This window comes from Actinoallomurus rhizosphaericola, assembly GCF_024055675.1.
Taxonomy (GTDB): Bacteria; Actinomycetota; Actinomycetes; order Streptosporangiales; family Streptosporangiaceae; genus Actinoallomurus; species Actinoallomurus soli.
The window spans coordinates 121,689-140,503 of the sequence record NZ_JAMXMW010000010.1 but is presented as its reverse complement, the minus strand read 5'-3'; the positions used below and the strand labels follow the sequence as shown (position 1 = coordinate 140,503).

The 18,815-nt window shown below is 71.6% G+C and carries 17 protein-coding genes and 1 pseudogene; 7 read left to right on the top strand and 11 right to left on the bottom strand.

Annotation, left to right across the window (positions count from 1 at the left end):
* Positions 1-8 precede the first annotated feature (8 nt).
* The 8 genes from NE234_RS22850 to NE234_RS22815 all read right to left on the bottom strand — a co-directional run bounded on the left by NE234_RS22850 (position 9) and on the right by NE234_RS22815 (position 9,286).
* A complete protein-coding gene (locus NE234_RS22850; RefSeq protein WP_252782536.1) occupies positions 9-548 on the bottom strand; it encodes a hypothetical protein in 540 nt (179 codons plus the stop codon).
* Between the two features lie 156 nt (positions 549-704).
* On the bottom strand, positions 705-1,106 hold the full coding sequence (locus NE234_RS22845) for a hypothetical protein (RefSeq protein ID WP_252782535.1): 402 nt from the start codon (positions 1,104-1,106) through the stop codon (positions 705-707).
* Between the two features lie 332 nt (positions 1,107-1,438).
* Positions 1,439-1,834 (bottom strand): hypothetical protein, encoded by a 396-nt coding sequence (locus tag NE234_RS22840; protein ID WP_252782534.1) that lies wholly within the window; start codon positions 1,832-1,834, stop codon positions 1,439-1,441.
* A 14-nt stretch (positions 1,835-1,848) separates the two neighbouring features.
* Positions 1,849-5,370: a polysaccharide biosynthesis protein gene (locus NE234_RS22835; protein ID WP_252782533.1), complete on the bottom strand. Its 3,522-nt coding sequence runs from the start codon at positions 5,368-5,370 to the stop codon at positions 1,849-1,851.
* Positions 5,371-5,420: 50 nt separating this feature from the next.
* Positions 5,421-6,194, bottom strand: a complete 774-nt coding sequence (locus NE234_RS22830) for a polysaccharide deacetylase family protein (protein ID WP_252782532.1) — start codon at positions 6,192-6,194, stop codon at positions 5,421-5,423.
* On the bottom strand, positions 6,187-7,134 hold the full coding sequence (locus NE234_RS22825; protein WP_252782531.1) for a glycosyltransferase family 2 protein: 948 nt from the start codon (positions 7,132-7,134) through the stop codon (positions 6,187-6,189). The genes NE234_RS22830 and NE234_RS22825 overlap by 8 nt, the downstream gene beginning before the upstream one ends.
* A complete protein-coding gene (locus NE234_RS22820) occupies positions 7,131-8,438 on the bottom strand; it encodes a GNAT family N-acetyltransferase (RefSeq protein WP_252782530.1) in 1,308 nt (435 codons plus the stop codon). Before NE234_RS22820 ends, NE234_RS22825 begins: the two co-directional genes overlap by 4 nt.
* On the bottom strand, positions 8,435-9,286 hold the full coding sequence (locus tag NE234_RS22815; protein WP_252782529.1) for a glycosyltransferase family 2 protein: 852 nt from the start codon (positions 9,284-9,286) through the stop codon (positions 8,435-8,437). Before NE234_RS22815 ends, NE234_RS22820 begins: the two co-directional genes overlap by 4 nt.
* 451 nt (positions 9,287-9,737) lie before the next feature.
* Between NE234_RS22815 and NE234_RS22810 the strand changes: the two genes are divergently transcribed.
* From NE234_RS22810 to NE234_RS22800, 3 genes are read left to right on the top strand one after another with little or no spacing between them, the layout of a single operon-like run.
* Positions 9,738-10,775, top strand: coding sequence for a thiaminase II/PqqC family protein (locus NE234_RS22810; RefSeq protein ID WP_252782528.1), 1,038 nt, complete (start codon positions 9,738-9,740; stop codon positions 10,773-10,775).
* Positions 10,772-11,818: a thiaminase II/PqqC family protein gene (locus NE234_RS22805; protein ID WP_252782527.1), complete on the top strand. Its 1,047-nt coding sequence runs from the start codon at positions 10,772-10,774 to the stop codon at positions 11,816-11,818. Before NE234_RS22810 ends, NE234_RS22805 begins: the two co-directional genes overlap by 4 nt.
* Complete coding sequence (locus tag NE234_RS22800) at positions 11,791-12,759, top strand: DMT family transporter (RefSeq protein WP_252782526.1); 969 nt, start codon at positions 11,791-11,793, stop codon at positions 12,757-12,759. The genes NE234_RS22805 and NE234_RS22800 overlap by 28 nt, the downstream gene beginning before the upstream one ends.
* A gap of 55 nt (positions 12,760-12,814) precedes the next feature.
* On the opposite strand, the gene NE234_RS22795 is transcribed toward NE234_RS22800, so the two are convergent.
* On the bottom strand, positions 12,815-13,963 hold the full coding sequence (locus NE234_RS22795) for a saccharopine dehydrogenase NADP-binding domain-containing protein (RefSeq protein WP_252782682.1): 1,149 nt from the start codon (positions 13,961-13,963) through the stop codon (positions 12,815-12,817).
* A 47-nt stretch (positions 13,964-14,010) separates the two neighbouring features.
* On the opposite strand from NE234_RS22795, the gene NE234_RS22790 reads away from it, so the two are divergent.
* Complete coding sequence (locus tag NE234_RS22790; protein ID WP_252782525.1) at positions 14,011-14,655, top strand: TetR/AcrR family transcriptional regulator; 645 nt, start codon at positions 14,011-14,013, stop codon at positions 14,653-14,655.
* A 598-nt stretch (positions 14,656-15,253) separates the two neighbouring features.
* Here the strand turns inward: NE234_RS22790 and NE234_RS22785 are convergent.
* Positions 15,254-15,421: a hypothetical protein gene (locus NE234_RS22785; protein WP_252782524.1), complete on the bottom strand. Its 168-nt coding sequence runs from the start codon at positions 15,419-15,421 to the stop codon at positions 15,254-15,256.
* A 162-nt stretch (positions 15,422-15,583) separates the two neighbouring features.
* Between NE234_RS22785 and NE234_RS22780 the strand changes: the two are divergent.
* Positions 15,584-15,934 (top strand): annotated as a pseudogene (locus tag NE234_RS22780) (putative protein N(5)-glutamine methyltransferase); the annotation flags it as partial.
* Entirely contained in the window at positions 15,914-16,684 is a 771-nt protein-coding gene (locus tag NE234_RS46270; RefSeq protein WP_454923400.1) for a hypothetical protein, read from the top strand. The pseudogene NE234_RS22780 and the gene NE234_RS46270, both read left to right, overlap by 21 nt.
* A 428-nt stretch (positions 16,685-17,112) precedes the next feature.
* Here NE234_RS46270 and NE234_RS22770 read toward each other — a convergent pair whose 3' ends face one another.
* Positions 17,113-17,640, bottom strand: coding sequence for an ATP-binding protein (locus tag NE234_RS22770; RefSeq protein ID WP_252782523.1), 528 nt, complete (start codon positions 17,638-17,640; stop codon positions 17,113-17,115).
* Between the two features lie 163 nt (positions 17,641-17,803).
* On the opposite strand from NE234_RS22770, the gene NE234_RS22765 reads away from it, so the two are divergent.
* Positions 17,804-18,667, top strand: coding sequence for a helix-turn-helix domain-containing protein (locus tag NE234_RS22765; protein ID WP_252782522.1), 864 nt, complete (start codon positions 17,804-17,806; stop codon positions 18,665-18,667).
* Positions 18,668-18,815: the final 148 nt, after the last annotated feature.

Genomic DNA, 18,815 nt, shown 5'->3' with positions numbered 1-18,815 from the left:
GTGGGTGATCAGGGCGTCTGCCACTCACTACTTCCGGCACCCTGCTCGGCACTCGCGCTCTGCCGGGCCGGCGCGCCACCGGAGTCGCCTGAGGCGCCGGAGTCACCGGGATCGCGCGCGACGCCGGATCCGCCCGCGACCTGCGGCCGGACCTGGCGGGCCGCCGCCCCGACCGGCGCGGTGTCCGTGCCGGTCGCGGCGGGCGTGAGGTCCGAGCGGCGGGCCATGCCACCGCCGGTGTCCCCGGCCCGGTCCTGCTGCAGTAGCCGCTGGCGCTCCAACTGCCGCTGGCGCTCACGTTGGGCCTGCTCGTTCCGCGCGATGGCGATGTTGTTGTTCCGGTTGTAGATGAAGATCCGGATGAAGATGCGCGGACGGTTGCTGTTGAGGTTCACACTCCGGTGCCGGTGCACGGAGTAGTGGCGATGGTGGTTGCTCCACCAGTAGCCGGCGAGGTCGGGTTGAGCGTTCGCCGGCGAACTTGTGAGCAAGACGCCGGCGGCGGCCGATACCACCAAGCCGAGAGAGGCGTATTTCGTTTTCAGCACGCCGATCTCCTTTCGCTGTCGGGGAGAAGGGCGCCGAAGAGGTCATCTCCGGCGCCCTTTCCTGACCGGACGGCGCGGCGGCCGTCACCGCATGGTTCTCCGAGCCGTCGCCGGGCTCCGCCGGCTTTTACCGCCCTGGGTCAGACTCCGCTGGACTCAGACGATGGGAGCGCCGACGCCCGGGCCTCGCTCCCCGTCACGCCGGTCCCGCTGCTGGTCGATCTGGTCCTGCCGCTGCCGCTCGTTCTGCCGCTGACGCTCGAGCTGGAACTGGTTCTCACGCTGGGCCTGAGCCTGGTCGTTGCGAGCGACCGCGACGTTGTTGTTGCGGTTGTGGACCCGCAGCCGGATGTAGTTCCACACCGAGTTCCCGTTGAAGTTCAAGTTGCGGTGGTTCGAGAAGTGGCGGAAGTTCTGGCCGGAGAACCAGCCACCGCCGCCGCCCCAGCCGCCCCAGCCGCCCGGACCGAAACTGGCGTTGGCCGGAGAAGCGGTGAGGATCGCACCAGCGGCGGTGGCGATCACCAGGCCACCGAAAGCGAACTTCTTCTTAAGCACGTCGGTCTCCTTATCTCGGAATGGCGCGATGGCCTTCACGAAACGGCTCTGCCCCCCCGTTTCGGGTGGACGCCGTTGTTTGTAACATTCCCACGTCCTTTCTCGGCAAGATAACTACAGGGTAAGATGACAATAAAGAGCGAAATTCAAAAACCGGACTTATCGCCCTGTTCTCCGACCTGTCCGTTCTTTGTTCGCGGAATGGGCGTGACGACCCTCTGAGCCGTTCCGGATCTTGTTCTGGAGTCCGCCCCGGACGGTGTGTCGCCGCATGCGGGAGGCCCGCCCGGCACTAGGTTCAGGACGCCGGGCGTGCGCCCTGGCCGTTCCGGTCAGCGATCGAAGGCCCAGGACTCGTCGTCGTCATCCGGGTCTGTTTCCCTCAATAGCCGCGATTCCGGCGAACCATCGTTATTGCGATGGCCGATGGCCAGTGCGGCGATAGGCGCACAGATGGCGGCGATGGCGATCAATCCGCCCCGCGGCGACCAGATCGAGCACACCAGCATGACCTCGGCGACCGCGGTGTTCAGGACGACCGCGCCGATGCCCGCGACGACGGCCCGCGCCGCCCGGTCGAGCCGGGCGAGCAGCGCGGCCAGGCAGAACGCCGGCGTGCCGAGGGCCAGCGCCGGCGCCAGCGGACGGGCGAGCGCGGGAACGGAGGGCAGGAGCGCCATCGCGGCCAGGCCCACGAGGAGGACCGCGCCGACCGCGCCGGAGAGCACCCGCCGTCCCGCCATCAGGACGATCCCAACGCCAGGAAGCGCTCGGCGATGACGCCCGCGCAGGCGATGAGCAGTACGGCCGCTCCCCAGGTGAACGGCCGCAGCCGCGATCCCGTACCGGGCGGCGCGTACAGCCGGACGATCTCACGCACGAGCAGAAGGACGATCAGCGACGGCAGCGCGACCAGGCCGAGCGGCGTCCAGCGCGTCGAACCGAACGTGAACCGCGCCGCGCGGGCCGGAGGCGGCGGCGCACCCGGCGCCGGGGTCCGCAGCGCGTAGACGGCGGCGTCGCCGTCCGTGAAGACGGGACGGAGTTGCGGCGCGGCGGCCAGCGCCGCCCGCAGCCGGCCGGCGTACGAGGCGGGCAGGCCGTAGTTGTAGTGGTTGTACGCCTCGTTGGCCCGGCTGGTGATGAAATACCCGCCGGGCCGTTCCCGGAGGGCCGCGACGATCCCGGAGACGTCGGACGGGTTCGCGGAGGCGCGAACGGCGGTGTAGTCGAAGCGCTCCATCGACCGGGCGCCCCACGGCATCATCGGGAAGTACCCGGCGTCGTCCTGCGGGTCCGCCTGCCACACGACGTTGATCACGCCGGTCGGGGTCTGCCGCAGCATCGCCTCGAACGCCTTGACCTCGCCGGGGCGTACCTGCTCGAACGTCTCATTGCCGAAGCGGACGAACAGGAAGCCGCCCGCCAGCAGCAGCCCGGACAACGCCGCGCCGCCGACCGCGAGGGTACGGCGCGGCGCGGGGAAGGTCGTCGGGAAGAAGGCGTACGCCGCGAGGAGGCAGGCGCCCGGGAGGACGAAGAAGTACACCCGCAGCGCGATCTCGCCGCCGTAGTTCTGCAGGCCCGCCGCGAGGAAGGGCGCGGCCAGCAGGACGAACGCGACCCGGTCGTCCAGGCGGCGCAGCCGCCGCCGTACCGCCCCGTACACCGCGAGCAGCATGGTCACGGCCGCGATGAGGATCCGCACGAGCTGCACCGTCGCCAGGCTCTCGCTGCCGTTGCTCACCCGGCCGGCGACCCCGCCGGTCAGGTTCGACAGCAGCGCGCCCGCCCCGGAGAACAGGTCGCCGATGTGCCCCGCCCAGTACGCCGTCGCCATGAAGCCGACCCAGCCGGCGACCATCACCGCGAGCAGGACCGGCAGCCCGCGCGCCGTGCAGCGCCGGACGACCACGAGCCCCGTGCAGGTGAACAGGGTCAGGAACGGCGTGAGCTGGTGGCTCGCCGTGGTCACCGCGAAGACCACCGCGAGCACCACGAGCAGGGCGGCGCGGGTACCGGCCGGGACGTCGACGGGCGGGCGTTCCCCGGCGGCCAGCGGCCCGCTGACGAACGCCCGGACCCGTCCCGGTACGGAACGCCACGCGGCGGGACGTACCGGCGGGCGGAACCAGTTCAGCAGCACGCCGATGAACAGCAGGTAGAGCAGGTACGTGAAGCCCTGCGGGCTGAAGTAGTCCTGCCCGACCCAGTCCACCACCACGAACAGCCACGCGGCCAGCCAGCACGCGCGCCAGTTCGCGCGCATGGTCCGCAGGATGAGGTACAGCGGCGCGAGGTAGAGCAGCTGCGCGGCGACCGGCGCCCAGTGCAGCAGGGGTTCCAGGTCGCGGAGGCCGGCCACCCGGGTCACGAAGGCGACGAGCGCGAAGAACCCCGGCCAGCTGAACCGCGCGTCCAGCGCGTAGTCCGCCGCGCCGGTCCGCCGGATGTACTCCACGAACCCGTAGTGCTGCCAGGCCGTCTCCGGCCGGGCGTACGGCTCCAGGGCCGGGGCCAGGCCGTGCAGTGCGACGACGATGGCGACGAGCTGCAGGAGCAGGAGGACCCGGCGCTGCCGGTCCAGCCACAGCGTGCCGAAGAACGCGGCGACGAGCAGGCCGGCGCCCACGAGGGTGGCGACCGGCAGCACCGAGATCAGGCCGTACCCGTTCATCCGGGTGAGCCGCACCTGCCGGAGCGGCAGCCAGTAGAGGCCGAGCCCGGCGGCGAACAGCACCCATGGCGGCCAGGCGACCCGCGCCCTCCGGCGCGGCCGGCGTCCGTCGGGCCGCCGGCCGGGCCCGGAGACCGCGACGTCCCCGGACGCCGTGCCGGCCATCGCCTCGTGTGCCATCTCGGGCGCCGCGCCGGGCAGCACCTCGGCCACCACCTCGGGCGTCGTGTGGAACGCCGCGTCGTGCGCCACCTCGGAGACCGCCACATCCCCTGACGCCGCGTCGGGCACCGCCTCGGGTACCGCGCCGGGCGCGGTTTCAGGCGGGACGGGCGTGACCGGGCGGATCACGCGGAGCACGGCCGGGAGGACGGCGACGGCGAGCGCGGCGGTGACCGTCAGGACGGCGTACCCGGGGCCGGTCGCGTGCGCGCCGCCGGGCAGGAGGAGCACGAGCCCGAGCACGCCGGCGAACCGCGCGCCCTGCAGCAGCGCCACCAGCCGGGTGCGCCGCCGCACCCGCAGGACGCCGATGTACACCTCGATCAGCGCCTTGGGCAGGACGGCGAGGGCGAGCAGCCGCAGCAGCGGGGCGCCCTCCCGCGCGTACCCGTGGCCGAAGATCGACAGGCCGAGCCGGGCGCCGAGCAGGAGGACCACGGTCGCGGGCAGGAGGATGAGCGTCATCCGGACGAGCGCCGAACGGCAGGCGGCGGCGAGCCCGCCCGCGTCGAACGCCCCCTCGACCGTCAGCGAGGTCGCCATGTTGACGGCCAGCACGTCGACGGTCGCGCCGAGCACCCACGCCAGGTAGAAGTAGGCGTTCGTGCGGGCGTCCAGGCGCGTGGCGACGACGACGGGCACCAGGTTGCACAGGGCGTAGTAGAAGAGCGTTCCGGTGTAGTCGCCGAGGATGTAGCGGCCGATCTCCGCGCCGGTCGGGACGGGCCGGTCGTCGGCGGTGGTGGCGGCGTGGCGGGGAATGAGCCGCTGGTGGACCAGCGCCTCCACCGGGATGAGGACGAGCAGCGCCGCCAGCACCCAGGAGATCGCGATGCCGTCCTCCGGCAGCGCGCTCGCCAGGACGACCAGCAGCACGATCTTCAGGCCGGCGAACAGCGTGTTCTTGCCGAGCACGCCCGTGGCGTGACGGAGCCCGGTGAGCACGCCGTCCTGGGCGGTGAACAGGCTCCACGAGACGACGGAGACGACGAAGAAGATCCCGGTGCCGAGGCCGGACAGGTGCGCGAACGACGGCCCCCACCAGCGCAGGGTGAGCAGGAACCCGGCGGCGAGGGTGGCGGCGGCCGTGATGCCCGCGATGTACGTCCGCAGCACCAGCCGGCTCGTGCCCTTCCCCATCTCCGGGACGAACCGGATGAGGATGAAGTTCAGCGCCGTAAGGCCGCCGAGGAACATCATGGCCTGGTTCTGCGCGGACTGCCGGCCGACCTCGGCGGGAGGGTAGAACCGGGCGGCGAGGAGCCAGTAGCCGAGCCCGAGCACGCCGGTGAGCCCACCGTTGATCATCAGGGCGTAGGCGTTGCGGAACAGCGGGTTGGACAGCTCGCTCCGCAGGGCCGCCATGGGCTCCAGTGTCGCCCTCTCGTCCGTCCGCGCAAGTGCCTTCGACCGTGTCACACGGTTCCTCGGAGGCGTCGTACGGCGTAGCGGGACCGGCGCAGGAGCGCGTATCCCTTGGTCAGCGCGTGGTCGGCGAGGAATCCGCGGCCGCGCAGCGCCCGCTCGAATCCCGCGAGCGACGTGCCGGCCCGTACGGTCACGCGCGGTACGGCCAGCCGGTCGCCGTCCCCGGACGCGAGGGCGTTCGCGACCGCGCACGCCGCGTCGTACCCCGCCGCCCGCACCTCGCGGCGCACCCGCGCGCTGGAGTAGCCGTACGGGTAGGCCATCGTCGTGACGGTGCGGCCGACCCGGTCCTCCAGGAGCCGCCTGCTGCGCAGCAGCTCCGTGCGCAGCACCGCGTCGCTGAGCTGGTCGAGCTGGGCGTGACTGTGGCCGTGCCCGCCGACCTCGATTCCGCAGCTCGCGATCTCGGCGACCTGGCTCCAGCTGAGCGTCGGCCCGAGCGGCCGCCCGGCGGCGTACGGCCCGGCGTCCCGGATCCAGCCGGTGGTGACGAACACCGTCGCGCGGAACCCGAACTTCTCCAGCAACGGCAGCGCCCGCTCGTGGAAGTCGGCGTACCCGTCGTCGAACGTGATCACCACCGGACGGCCGGGCACCGGACCGCCCGCCGCCAGCTCGCCGAACGTGATCGGCGTGTAGCCGTTGTCCCGCAGGTGGGCGAGCTGCTCGGCGAACGCCTCCGGACGGACCGCGAGCCGGTCCGATCCGCCGATGGAGTGGTACATCAGGATCGGGACGGGAGCGGCCGGGGCGTCACCCATGGGACCTCCGGAGAGAGCCGGCGGCGTATCCGGGGAGCCTGAGGGACCCGGCCGCGTACCCGGACATCGTGAAGGCGAGCCCGGCCACGATCGCCGCCGCGCGCCCGAGGCCGGCCGGGTCGCCGGTGACCGCGGCGCGCAGCCCGCGCCCGACGCCGCGCGGCAGTTCGACGAGGGCGTGCCGGCGTTCGCTGGCCAGCCCGTCCCCGACGCCCACGCTCCGGGTCACCATCGCCTTCGACAGCCCCTCGGCGTAGCAGCGGGTGCGGAAGTACGCGAAGCGCGCGCGCTCGCCGGGCACGCGGTGCCAGATCACGGCGCGGTCGTCGAACAGCAGCACCGTCTCCGGCGCGGCCTGGCGCAGCCGGATGCAGAACTCGGTCTCCTCGCAGCCCAGCGGCCGTTTGCCGGGCGCCCGCCCGATGCCGCTGCGGAAGCCCCCGGCGACCTCGAACGCCGCGCGCCGGAACGAGGCGTTGCCGCCCATGAGATTCCGGATCGGGCCGGCGGCCATCCCGCGGTACGTGCAGCCGACCACCCACGCGAACTCCTCGGGGAACCAGCGCGGCGCGTCGGACGGCCAGAGCGGCAGCGTACGGCCGCCGACCCCGGCGACGTCCGGGTTCTCGTACCCGGCGGCCAGCACCGACAGCCAGTCGGCGTGGGCGACCGCGTCGTCGTCGAGGAACGCGACCACGTCGCCGCGCGCCGCCGCCACGCCGGTGTTCTTGCCGCCGGACAGGCCGCGCGGCCCGGCGTTGGGAATCACGCGGACGTCCGGCAGCGCGGCCCGCAGGCGGTCCAGCAGCGCCGCGTTGTGGTCGACGACGAGGACGATCTCCGAGGGCGCGAGCCGCTGCTCCCGTACGGAGGCGACGGCGGCCAGGACGTCGTCCCAGCGCCGTTCGGTGTAGGCGCAGATGACCACGGAGATCCTCACGCCGCGTCCCCTTCCCGGACCGTGGCGTGCCCCGCCGCCCCTTCTCCGGCGCCGGCGTGCCCGGCCGCCCCGTCCACGGGCGCGGTAGGCCCGGCCGTGCGGCCCTTCGGGCGCAGCCGGGCGTACGTCCGCAGCACGCGGTCCGCCCCCGCGTACAGCGCCGGGTGCGCCAGCACGGCGCTGCGCGCCCGGCGGACCGGGGCCTCGCGGACCCAGTGCAGCCCGGCGGCGGCCGACACCCGGGCGGCGCGGCCCTCGGCGATGCCGAACTCGGCGTTCTTCAGCCAGTCCTTGTACTCCCGGCCGCCCCGGCCCATCGCGATCCAGCCGATCCCGGCGCCGGCCGCCGCCTCCGCCATCCGGAGGTGACCGATCATGCCGGGGGAGTACCGGCCGAAGTCGACGTCGTACGCGGGGAACCAGCCCGCCATGACCGGGCCCGCCCGCAGTCCCAGGTGCGCGGAGACGGGACGGCCTCCGGCGCGCAGCACGCTGAGCACCCCGGCGCCGGTCTCGTGCAGGTGCTCGACGAGTGCCACGATCCAGGGCACGGCGAATCGGTCGGTGCGGCCGGTCCGGCGGTACTGGGCGGACTTCCACGCCATCAGCCGCCGCAGCTCCGCCGGGTCGCGCTCGTCGAACGTGTAGGTCACCTCGCCGGCCTCGCGGCCGAGCTTGCGCTCCTTGTACCGGACGGTCTTCAGCGTCTTCGGCGACCGCTTCCGTACCTCCTCCGCGTACGCGGCGAAGCCCGCGCGCAGGTCCATCACCGGCTCGACGCGGGTCTCGGCGTGGAACGGCGCGAACGCCGCCTGGTCGGCGAGCAGATGGTCGAACTCCCACACCGACAGGCGGCAGGCGCGCAGCAGCGCCCGTACGTCGAACTCCAGGTCCGGCGGGCCGATGAGGCCCTGGCAGTCGGTCAGTCCGGCGCCGATCGGACGGCCCAGCCCGAGCGCGTGCCGTTCGTACGGGAAGAAGCCCGCGATCCCGGTGCCGTCGCTCAGCACGGCCACCCGCGCGCCGGCCCGGAACCGGCCCACGGCCAGCGTGAACTCCGGCGCGAGAAACGGGTTGCCCAGGGCCGGACCGCCGGGGATCGGGCTGGTGGGGATCGGGCCGCCGGAGACCGGTGCGGTGGGGACCGGCCCGCCAGAGACCGGGCCGGGGCCGCCGGAGACCGGGCCGGGGCCGTCGGGGGCCGGGCCGGGGGCGCCGGGGGGCGGGCCGGCGCACTGGAGCGCGCGCCAGCGCGCCAGCTCCGCTTCCCCGAGCTCATCCGGGCGCGCGATGTCGAACCTCACCCGCGCGCCTCCTCCAGGACCTGCTCCAGGGCCGCGCGCTCCGGGGCGAGGGCGGTCCGCGGCCGCGGCCGGGCCCGGTTCGCGGGCCCCCGCCGGCCCCGGATCATCGTGCGCAGCACCCGCAGGCCGTCCCGTCCGGCGTTCAGCTTCGAGACGCCCGACCTGCGGTCGAGCTCGTGACTGGGCAGCTCGGCGATGCGCAGCCCGGTCGTGACGGCGTTGACGCACAGCTCCGTCTCGATCTCGAACCCGTCGGCGGCCAGGCCCAGCCGGTCCACGACGGAGCGGCGCAGCGCGATGTACCCGTAGCACAGGTCGGTCCAGCGCACCCGGTACAGCACGTTGGCGAGCCTGGTCAGCCAGAGGTTCCCGGCCCTCCGCAGCAGCGTGAGGTCGTCGGAGCCGCCGCCCACGCAGTAGCGCGAACCCTTGACGACGTCGAACCCGCAGCAGATCAACGCGACGAACGCGTCGATCTCCCTCGGGTCCATGCTGCCGTCGGCGTCGATGGCGACGATGACGTCGCTGGTGGCGGCCTGGAAGCCGGCTCGCATCGCCGCGCCCTTCCCGGCGGGCGGCTGGCTGATGACGACGGCGTCCGGCCGCAGCCGCCGGGCGACGTCGGCGGTACCGTCCGCCGACTCCCCGTCGACGACGATGACCTCGTCGACCCCGGACAGGCGGGGCAGCAGCCAACGGAGGTTGTCGGCCTCGTTGAGGGTGGGGATGACGGCCGTGACGGTCGGTCGGGTCGCGCGGTGCCGCGCGACGTCGCGATGGTGGTCGCGATGATGCAGGAGCGCGCCGGGTCGGACGCCGGCGCCGTGGAGGAATTCCGGCTCGTGCATGGTGGTGCCCCCGGTTAGGCAGGGGAGGCTCGGAGGGGACGAGATCCTGCCGAGGTCGATTGACACCATCGATCGTCGCCTTGCCAGGACGGAAAGCCCTCCCCTGACTGACGCAATCGGCCTACGTCAGCCGGGGGGATCCATCCGGTGAGAGCAGCCTCACCTTTGCTGCACGCTTCTATTCCGGCGCGACCTAAAGGAGGGCTTTGGGTCGACTTTTCCGCGAGTGTTGACGTTCGCAAGTCCGGCATGTTTTGTTGATCAAAGCCGTCTGAAACCGGCGGCAGTGTCCGGTCCGTCGCACGAAGGGATGGTCGCATGAAGATCAAGCGCCGCTCGAAGGTCGTCGCCCTTTCCGGCGTGCACCTTTGATCCAGAACACGGGCCGGGTCGTGGCGGGATTCCGCCGCGGCCCGGCGTTCGTCGGCGACCTTTCGCGAAGGAACCGGACATGAACGAACAGCACGGTGACGACAGGATCGTCCCGGAAAGACCGCTGCTCCTCGCCGAACACCGTCGAGTGGACGACGCGATCGAGCTGCGCACCGCGAACGAGACCTTCGACGTCGAACCGGCCGAGGGCCTCACCGTCGAGCAGCTCGCGGCCGTGCTGGGCCGGCTGGACGGCGGAACACCCCTCACGGAGATCGCGGCGCGGGCCGAGGTGTCCGAGGAGACCCTCCGCGACGTCCTGGTCCCCGCGCAGGTCGCGGGCCTTCTCGACGAGGGTGCTCCGGCCGCGGGACGCCACCCCCTCGCCGTGCTCGCCGATGTCGAGCACGTGCTGAACGAGCTCATGGAGGAGCTGATCTTCGACGGGCCGTTCTGGCAGGCGGTCGTGCGGCGCCCCGAGTCCCTTCCGCCCAGCGTCTTCCACGGCTTCGGGCTGGAGAACTGGTTCTTCCTCTTCCACGAGAACGAATTCGACTCGGCCATTCTCGCGCTGCCGCAGAACGCGGGACTCCGTACCCTGGCGAACGAGTTCTACCAGGAAGAGCACAAACACGACGATATCGTCGTACGGGCGTTCTCCTGCCTAGGAATAACGAAGGACGACCTCCTGCGATCCCGCCCGTTGCCGACCACCACCGCGCTCATCAGGATGCTCTCCTGGTGGGCACGGACCGACCCGCTGTTCTTCATGGCGACCATCGGCGTCCTCGAAGGACGTTTGAACAGCGAGGGCGACGCGGAGAACGCCGCGTACGACTCGTTCCTGGAGGCCTGCGGAAAGGCCGACCTCGATCCCGAGTTCGTCGAGCCGCTCCGCATGCACGCCAAGATCAACGCCGCGCACGACCACGGCAGCGTCAGCAGGGAGCTGTTCTCCCGGCTGCCGGGTCTCGACGCCGCCACCGAGGCGCGGCTGATCGGCAAGGCCCACCTGTTCGTCGAGGCGTACGCCGCGTTCTTCAACGGGATTCTCGACTACTACGGCGACCCGGCACGCCCCCTGCTGCGGCCGGCGTACGAAGGGGACGGCAGATGAGCGGACATCGTCTCTTCGAGCGGCCGGCGCTCCGCCCGCAGGTGCGGATCGAGGCGGGCGACGCCGGAGCCACGCTGCGCTACCTCGGCGACCGCCGCTGGCTCGAACTCGACTTCCTCCACGGCGGAGACGCCGAGCAGCGCTTCCTGAAGCTCCTCCAGGAGGGCGGACGGAGCGCCGCGGACCTGGCCGAGGTCTTCCCCGGAACAGCGGACGAACTCGACGAGCTGCTGGCCGCCCTCGACGAGCAGGGCATGCTGACCGAGTCGGCCACCGCCCCCGCCGAAGGCCTGTCCGGCGTCGCCGCGTACGGGCGGCTCAAGCGCAACGCCGACGCCGTCCGCGCCCGGCTGCACAGCCCCTTCGTGCAGGCACTGGCCGCCGGTGAGGTGACCCGCGACCAGCTCATCGGCTACGCCGTCGAGTACTGGCACATCACCCATCTCTGCCCGCGCGCCCTCGCCCCGGTGCTGGCCCGGGACGACATCAGCCAGACCGCGTGGTCCAAGACCATGGCCTTCTACCAGATGGAACGCAACCACGACCGGCTGCTGGAGAAGTCCCTGCAGGCCGTCGGCGTCTCACGGGAGGTGCTGCGGCGCGTGCAGCCGCTCCCGGCGACGATGGCGCTGATGGCCGCGCTGGGCGTGTACGCCTACGAGTTCCCGGCGGCGCTGTTCGCCACGCTGTTCCCGATGGAGGAGCCGGAGCCGGAGTTCCTGGAGCTGTTCGTACGGCGCTGCGAGGAGCTCGGCCTGCCCGAGGAGTTCACCGCGCCGATCGTCGCGCACTCCGGCGTCAACGAGGATGAGGACCACGAGGCGGTCACCCTCGAACTGCTCGCCGAGCTCCCCTTCGTCGGGCTCGAAGAGGTCCGCGAATGCGCCGCCGCCGTCACCGACATCCTCGAGCAGCGCGCCCGCCTCGACGGAGAGATCATCGCCTGGTACGGCCGCGCGAGCCTGCGCGACCTCACCGTCGGGTCCTACCCGTCCGCCGCCGGTAAGGCACTGACGTGCGTGTCCTCAGCGTCGTCGGCCTGACCGCACTCGCGGTCATCTGGGGCACCAACTTCCTTCTGGTCGAGGAGGCCCTGCACGGATCGGACCCCGCGCAGATCGTGCTGGCCCGGCTCTGGCTGGGCGGGCTGCTGCTGCTCGCCTGTTCGCTCGCGACCCGGACCCCGCTTCCCCGGCGGCCGGGCGTGTGGCTGAGGCTGACCGGCATGGGCCTGCTCGGCCAGGCCGTGCCCTGGCTCCTGTTCGCCTGGGGACAGGAGAGCGTCACCAGCAGCCTGGCCGGCATCTACAGCGGCGCCACGCCCTTGATGACCATTCCGGCCGTCTGGCTGATCCTCCGCAGCCGCAGCAGCCGGATCGAGGTGGTGGCCTCCGCGATCGGCTTCGCGGGGCTGTTCGTGGTGCTCGCCCCGTGGCGGGGCACCGGCGGCTCCTCCCTCACCGGCCAGCTCGCCTGCCTGGGCGGCGCCGCCTGTTACGCCCTGGCCTACACCTACGCCCGGCACCTGATCGACCACCTGGGCTATTCCAAGCTCACCCTCGCCACCACCCAGGCGCTGTCGGCCGGGCTGGTCATGCTGGTGGTGTCCGCACCGCAGGTCACCCGGCCGCTGCACCTGACGCCGGGCGTGACCGTGTCCCTCCTCCTCATGGGCATCGGCACCGCCGTGGCCTTCGGCATCAACTACTGGCTCATCGCCTCCATCGGCCCGGTCCAGGCGGGACTGGCCTTCTACCTGCTCCCCGTCGTCGCGGTCGTCATCGGCGTCACGTTCCTCGACGACCGGCTCGCCGCGCATCAGCTGACCGGCATGGCGATCGTCTTCGCCGCGCTCGCCGTCCAGTTCATCGGCCAGGGAAGACCTGCCGCCGATCCCGAGCCCCCCGCCGACCGGCCGCTCGAACCCCCACCGGCCGACCGGCCCCAGGGGAGTGACGACCTGGGGGTCGGCAGGCGTATCTAGGAGGAGTCGGCGGCCGGTCGGGTAGCCGTGGGCGGCTCCGGCGTGAGCCGGAACCTCATGAAGCGGTCCGTGCGGTGGCCGGCACGTACGTTCCGCCGCATGCCTCGGCCAGCGACGGGCCGAACAGGGCGGCCGGCGTGTACGCGCCGGGTCGGCCTTCGCCGGACAACAGGCGGTGCACCACCTCGGCGGGGACCGTGCCGGTGAACTCCTGCGCCTCACCGACGCGCAGCCAGCCCTCCTGGACGGTGCCGTCGGCCCACTCCAGGCGCGCGTGTCCCCAGGAGTGCGGGCGTGGCCGCGGGCGGGCCTTGACCTGCACTCGGGCCAGCCGGCGCCGGGCGAAGTCCCGTATCCGGGTGCTGGCCAGCAGCGCGGTGGCCGCCGGCAGGACCGCGCGCATCAGCGGCGAGGAGGGAGCCTCGCTGGACGCGGCGACGACGTCAGGCGCCCCGCTGGCCCGCTGTGCCGCGACCAGCTCGCCGAGCGGGACGCTCGCGGTGGTGACCCGCTCGCCGCCGGGGAGTACGAGGTGGGCCGGCTCGCCGCCGATGGGTGCCGGTGCGAGCCGGCCGTCCCGGTAACGGCGACCTCCGTACCGGCGGCCGCCCTCGACGCCAGGGATGCCCTCGACGAGGGTGGCGGCGAGCGCCTCGCCGACCTGCCCGGCGGCCACGTCGATCGAGGGCACCATGTCGCCCCGTACCCGCACCGGCGCCGGACGGCCCGCGCACAGGTGGACCACCACGCTCTCGGCGGCCGTGACGCCGAACCCGGCCCCGGTCACCAGGCATCGTCCCGCGGCCGAAGCCGCCTCGTGCAGGCCGAGCACGCCGGTCACCGCAGCCACGTCGTTGGCCAGGTCGACGTAGTCGCCGACGTCCAGGCAGGCGCGCGTGACCGGCGGCGCGGTCGCGGTGAACGGCCCGACCGTGTTGACCACCACGGCCGGTTCCTGCCGGTGGATCTCGTCGACCATCGCTTCGACCGAGCCGGCGGCCACCGTGCGCCCGCTGTCGACCCGCGCCGCCGCGGCGGCCAGCCGCTCGGCGTTCCGGCCGACCAACACCGGTGCCACGCCCCGGCGTGCCAGCTGTGCCGCGATCGCTTGGCCGCTGCGGCCGCTGCCGCCCAGGATCCAGACCTCGCCACCCACGTCGTACTCCTCTCCGCCGTCACCGTGAGTGACGACATGCCGTGTCATCACGGTAGCCGATGATGACACGACATGTCATCACCTAGACTGGTCCGGTGAGCAGATGGCGGCCGGACGCGCGCGAGCGCCTACAGCGGGCGGCGCTGGAACTGTTCGCCGAGCAGGGATTCGCCGCGACGACCGTGCCGGAGATCACCGCCCGGGCGGGCCTGACCACCAGGACCTTCTTCCGCCACTTCGCCGACAAGCGCGAGGTCCTCTTCGCCGAAGACGAGTTCTCCCAGATGGCCGCCCGGATGCTGGCCGACGCGCCGGCGTCGATGGACCCGGTGACGGTGCTCGTGGAGGGCCTGCGCACCGTGGCCGAGACCCGGTTCGACGGGCGGAGGGCCGAGGTGCGGCAGCTGCGCGCCCTCATCCGGTCCGACGACGGCCTGCGCGAGCGCGACCTGCGCAAGCGCGCCGCCCTGCGGGAGGCGGTCCGGGACGGCTTCGTGCGCCGCGGCCTGGCCCCGATGACCGCGGCCGTGCTCGCCGACACCGGCGTCACCGTGCTCACCGTGGCGCTCGACGAGTGGGTGGACCGAGACGACGAGCGCCCCCTGTTCGAGATCGCCCTGGACGCCCTGGAGTCGCTGCGAGCGGCCCTGGCCGCAGGCCCTGCCGGGGCGACGCCCCCGACCGGACCGAGCGAACCGTCAGAGTCGCCGGGCGACCCCGGCGAGCCGCCAACCGCCTAGCCGGGCGTCCGCCCCTAGGGGGCCCGTGAACGTTGGGACTCCCGGCATCAAGGTCGAGCATCGAGGGTCTGGCTCGACCGCAGGTGAGCGCCGCACTGGCCGAAGGTCGTGAGGTCATCCCCGCAGGTCCTTGATGGCCTCTCGCTCCGTTGCGAGGCGAGCCGTTCCTATATGCGGCGAGCAAAAGATCTAGGGCGCATGCAAGGTAGAGTAAAGCGGTTATGCCTGGTCGCCTCGCCGAATCCTGCAGAGAATCACGTCGGTTCGCTGTTTGCCGCGCAATCGTGTCGATCATGATTTCAGCTGGGGTGGTCATCGCCGCTGTACAGGTGGGCCTCTTGATTCGAGAGCACGGGTCCGGAGTGGTGAAGTGTCCGTCCGCCCCGCCTGCGGTGGGGCGGACGGATCGGGACCGTAAATACCGCAAGCTGGATGAAAGGCGGATGTTCTCCGGAGATCCCAGCGCGCTTCGGGCCTGCTTCTATGGTGCGCGTGCTTACAGCGCCGACAATGTGGAGCTGAATGCAGATGTATCAATCTCCGCACATCATATCGATCGTATAGCGGCTCTGATGAGGTCGCCTCTCCTGCCGGGCGATCACGGGTGTCCTGAAGTGGCCTCTCGGTCGCAGGTATTCTTGATTTCAACTTTCCCTGCGGCGCCCAGGCTGGTTGTGTCGATCCGCGCCGACTGCGGCACTGTGACGAATGGGTCTTTGGCGGGATCTTTCGCTTCCCGTTCGGTCGGCCCGACACTCGTGTCCATGCTCCGCGAAGGCTGAATCCGGGGTCCTCGCGAGACCGACCAGATCCGGCGCCGCAAGAACCGGGGCAGCCGGGGCGGTCGGCCGCCTACGTTCTGCGCGATCGACTACCGGCAGCACTGAGCTGCCGTTGAGGCGGGCCCTAGTAGGGTTGTCGTCCTCTCATGTCGACCTTCTCCCCTTCCCCCGCCGCGATCGTCGCCCGTCTCCGGGCCGCCGGCTGCGTGTTCGCCGAGGATGAGGCGCGGCTGCTGCTGGACACGGCACGTACGCCCGGCGACCTCGCCGCCATGGTGGACCGGCGCGTCGCCGGCCTGCCGCTCGAGCATGTTCTCGGCTGGGCTGAGTTCTGCGGGCTGCGTATCGCGGTCGATCCGGGCGTGTTCGTACCGAGACGCCGAACCGAGTTCCTCGTCCACCAAGCCGCCGCCCTAGCCGGCTCTGGCGCGGTGATCCTCGACCTGTGCTGCGGCTCAGGCGCCCTGAGCGCCGCGCTGGCCGCGCTCCTCGCCGACCCGGAGGCACCAGACGCCACCGATGCGGGCGATGCCGGGGCGGGCGATGCCGGGGCGGGCGATGCCGGGGCGGGCGATGCCGGGGCGGGCGATGCCGAGGCAGACGGTGCCGAGGCAGGCGGAGCTGGAGCGCGCGGAGCCGGCGTGCGCGGTGAGAGCGAGGTACGCCGCGAGGCCGGAGTACGTGGCCGGCCTAAGGCGTACGGCGAGCGTGAGGTACGCCGCGAGGCCGGAGTACGTGGCCGGCCTAAGGCATACGGCGAGCGTGAGGTACGCGGCGAGGAAGGGGTGCGCGGCGGCGCTCAGGTGGGGGTGGGAGTCGAGGTGTACGCCGCCGACATCGATCCGGCTGCCGTCGCCTGCGCCCGTCGCAACCTCGCGGCCGTCGGCGGTCGGCTGTACGAGGGTGACCTGTACAAACCGCTGCCCGCGACGCTGCGCGGTCGCGTCGACGTCCTCCTGGCCAACGTCCCATACGTCCCCACGGGAGAGGTTCCCCTGCTGCCCGCCGAGGCCCGCGACCACGAGGCGCGGGTCGCGCTCGACGGCGGCGCCGACGGGCTGGACATCGCCCGCCGCGTGACCACGGAGGCGCCGGCGTGGCTGGCCCCGGGCGGTCATCTGCTCTTCGAGACCAGCGACCGCCAGGTATCGGCCGCCCTGGAGGTCGTCGCCCGTGCCGGCCTGTCCGCTCGCGTGGCGACCTGCGAGGAGACCGACGCGACGGTCATCATCGGCACCCTCCCGTAAACCGGGGGGCGGGCACGGCAGGGCCCTACGGGCGGACGTCGGATCGGCCCGGTTGAATGCCCCGATTGGCGCATTTCGCTGATCGGTAGAGACTGGGGCCGCCGTTAGTGCCGTGGGTTTTGGTGGCTGGGGGCACCACGATCCTCGGCGTTGTTCAGGGGGGCCGACGCACATTGCGGCGCTCGGGATTCTGACGCCGTCCGGGCCTTACCTATGGCCCGCGGTCGCCGTGCGTTCGGTACGTCTCGTGGGCGTGGACAGCTCTTGGGGTCCGGGTCGGTGGTCCCGGGGCTTTGCTCGGTGTGGCAGGCCGGATGTCCGGATTGGCGCATTCGCCGGTCAACAGAAACCGCGGCCGCCGTTATTGCCGTGGTTTTTGGTTGCTGGGGGCACCACAATCCTCGGCGTTGTCCAGGAGGGAGATGCTCTCACCGGCGCGACTCCCGGATCCGCTCCAGTTCCTCGGGCGTTAACGTGACATCGGGTGCCGCGACGACGACGTGCACCGTCTTGCCGTGCTCGGTGTAGGTGACCCATCGGGCGGCGACGATGTGGTCGACGATCCCGAGGCCGCGTCCGTGCTCGACGAGTTGGCCGCCCTCATCGGACGCGGGCAGCGGCCGGTGATCGGGGTCCGTGACGGCGAGGTACGCACACCGACTGCAGGCGGCGACGTCGAGGCGCAGCGGCCAGGCGTCGTACGGCCATTCGCGCAGGGCGCGGGCGGCGTTGACGGCGTTCGTCAGCAGCTCCGAGACCAGGAGCCGAACCGTGTAGGCGTGATCGGCGTCGAGGGTGTGCCCGGAGATGACGTCCCCGGCGAAGCGGCGGCCACGGGCGACGGCGGCAGGTTCGGCGCGCAGCGCGATCCATGACGGCCGGCGGAGTCCGGCGGCGAGGACGGGTGAGACGTCGGTGGGGGTGACACGTCCGGTAATAGTTGGTTCACGTGACATCGTCATCACTCTCCGTAGCGAATGAAGGCCTGACCGTACGACTTGAGGGCCAGGTACTGGGTCAGCATGGCGTTGATCAGGCAAAGTTTCAAGGGCAATCTTTGCCTGGCATGAAAAGTGACTTATGACTGGTTCCCTGACTGTGGTGGCTACGATCGCCTGCATGCCAGAACGCCGCAGCCCGACCCTGCGCCGTCGGCGCTTGTCCGCCGAGCTACGGCAGTTGCGCGCCCATGCCGGGATGACCTTGGAGCAGGTCGCCGAGCGACTGGAGTTCTCCGTCGCGAAGCTGCGGTTCATCGAGAGCGCTCAGTGGATCCGGCCGAACATCGGCGACGTCCGCAACCTCCTCGAGGTCTATGGCGTCACCGATGAACGCGAGCGGGAGGAACTTCTCCGTCTTGCTCGGGAAGGCCGCCAGAAAGGTTGGTGGCAGCCGTACAGCAAAATGCTTTCGGCGACGTACACCACTTACATCGGCCTCGAAGCAGAAGCGACGAAGCTCCTCACCTACCAGCCGCTGATCGTGCCGGGCCTTTTTCAGACCGAGGCGTACGCCCGTGCCTTGATCCAGGTCACGCCGGACGAGGCCAGCGAGAAAGTACTCGAAGACCGCGTCACCGTACGGATGGAGCGCCAGCAAATCCTTACCGGGCCTGATGCGCTGAGTGTGTGGGCGGTCATCGACGAAGCGGTGCTGCGCCGCCCGATCGGCGGACCGCAGGTCATGCGGGCCCAGCTAGAGCGGCTGGCGGAGGTGGCCCGCCTGCCCGGCGTGACCTTGCAGCTGATCCCGTTCGCCATCGGCGCGCACCCCGGTGCCGGGCGTGGCCCATTCACGATCCTGCAGTTCCCGGAAGAGGCCGATCGGGACGCCGTCTACGTCGATAATTTCGCCGGCGAACTGTACGTCGAGGAGAGAGCCGAGGTCAGCGCGTTTCACGAGGGGTTCAGACATCTCGTCGGGGTGGCGTTGAGCCCCGCCGATACGATGACGTTCATCGCCGGGGAACTGGCGAATTCTTGACCCACCCAGCGAGGGACGTGCGTTCATGCCCGAGATCGATCTGTCGAATGTCGACTGGCGGAAGGCTGAGTCCAGCACCAACACCGGGGAGTGCGTCGAAGTGGCGGTTGTGATCTGCTGACGGACACCGCGGAGTCCGGGTTCTTAT

Bases quoted from the DNA above. Each gene is read 5' to 3' on its own strand.
- NE234_RS22810 (WP_252782528.1), top strand. From the start codon at position 9,738: ATGAACGAACAGCACGGTGACGACAGGATCGTCCCGGAAAGACCGCTG.
- NE234_RS22765 (WP_252782522.1), top strand. From the start codon at position 17,804: ATGCCAGAACGCCGCAGCCCGACCCTGCGCCGTCGGCGCTTGTCCGCC.
- NE234_RS22770 (WP_252782523.1), bottom strand. From the start codon at position 17,640: ATGTCACGTGAACCAACTATTACCGGACGTGTCACCCCCACCGACGTC.
- NE234_RS22805 (WP_252782527.1), top strand. From the start codon at position 10,772: ATGAGCGGACATCGTCTCTTCGAGCGGCCGGCGCTCCGCCCGCAGGTG.
- NE234_RS22815 (WP_252782529.1), bottom strand. From the start codon at position 9,286: ATGCACGAGCCGGAATTCCTCCACGGCGCCGGCGTCCGACCCGGCGCG.
- NE234_RS22830 (WP_252782532.1), bottom strand. From the start codon at position 6,194: ATGGGTGACGCCCCGGCCGCTCCCGTCCCGATCCTGATGTACCACTCC.
- NE234_RS22835 (WP_252782533.1), bottom strand. From the start codon at position 5,370: ATGGCGGCCCTGCGGAGCGAGCTGTCCAACCCGCTGTTCCGCAACGCC.
- NE234_RS22795 (WP_252782682.1), bottom strand. From the start codon at position 13,963: ATGACACGGCATGTCGTCACTCACGGTGACGGCGGAGAGGAGTACGAC.
- NE234_RS22785 (WP_252782524.1), bottom strand. From the start codon at position 15,421: ATGGACACGAGTGTCGGGCCGACCGAACGGGAAGCGAAAGATCCCGCC.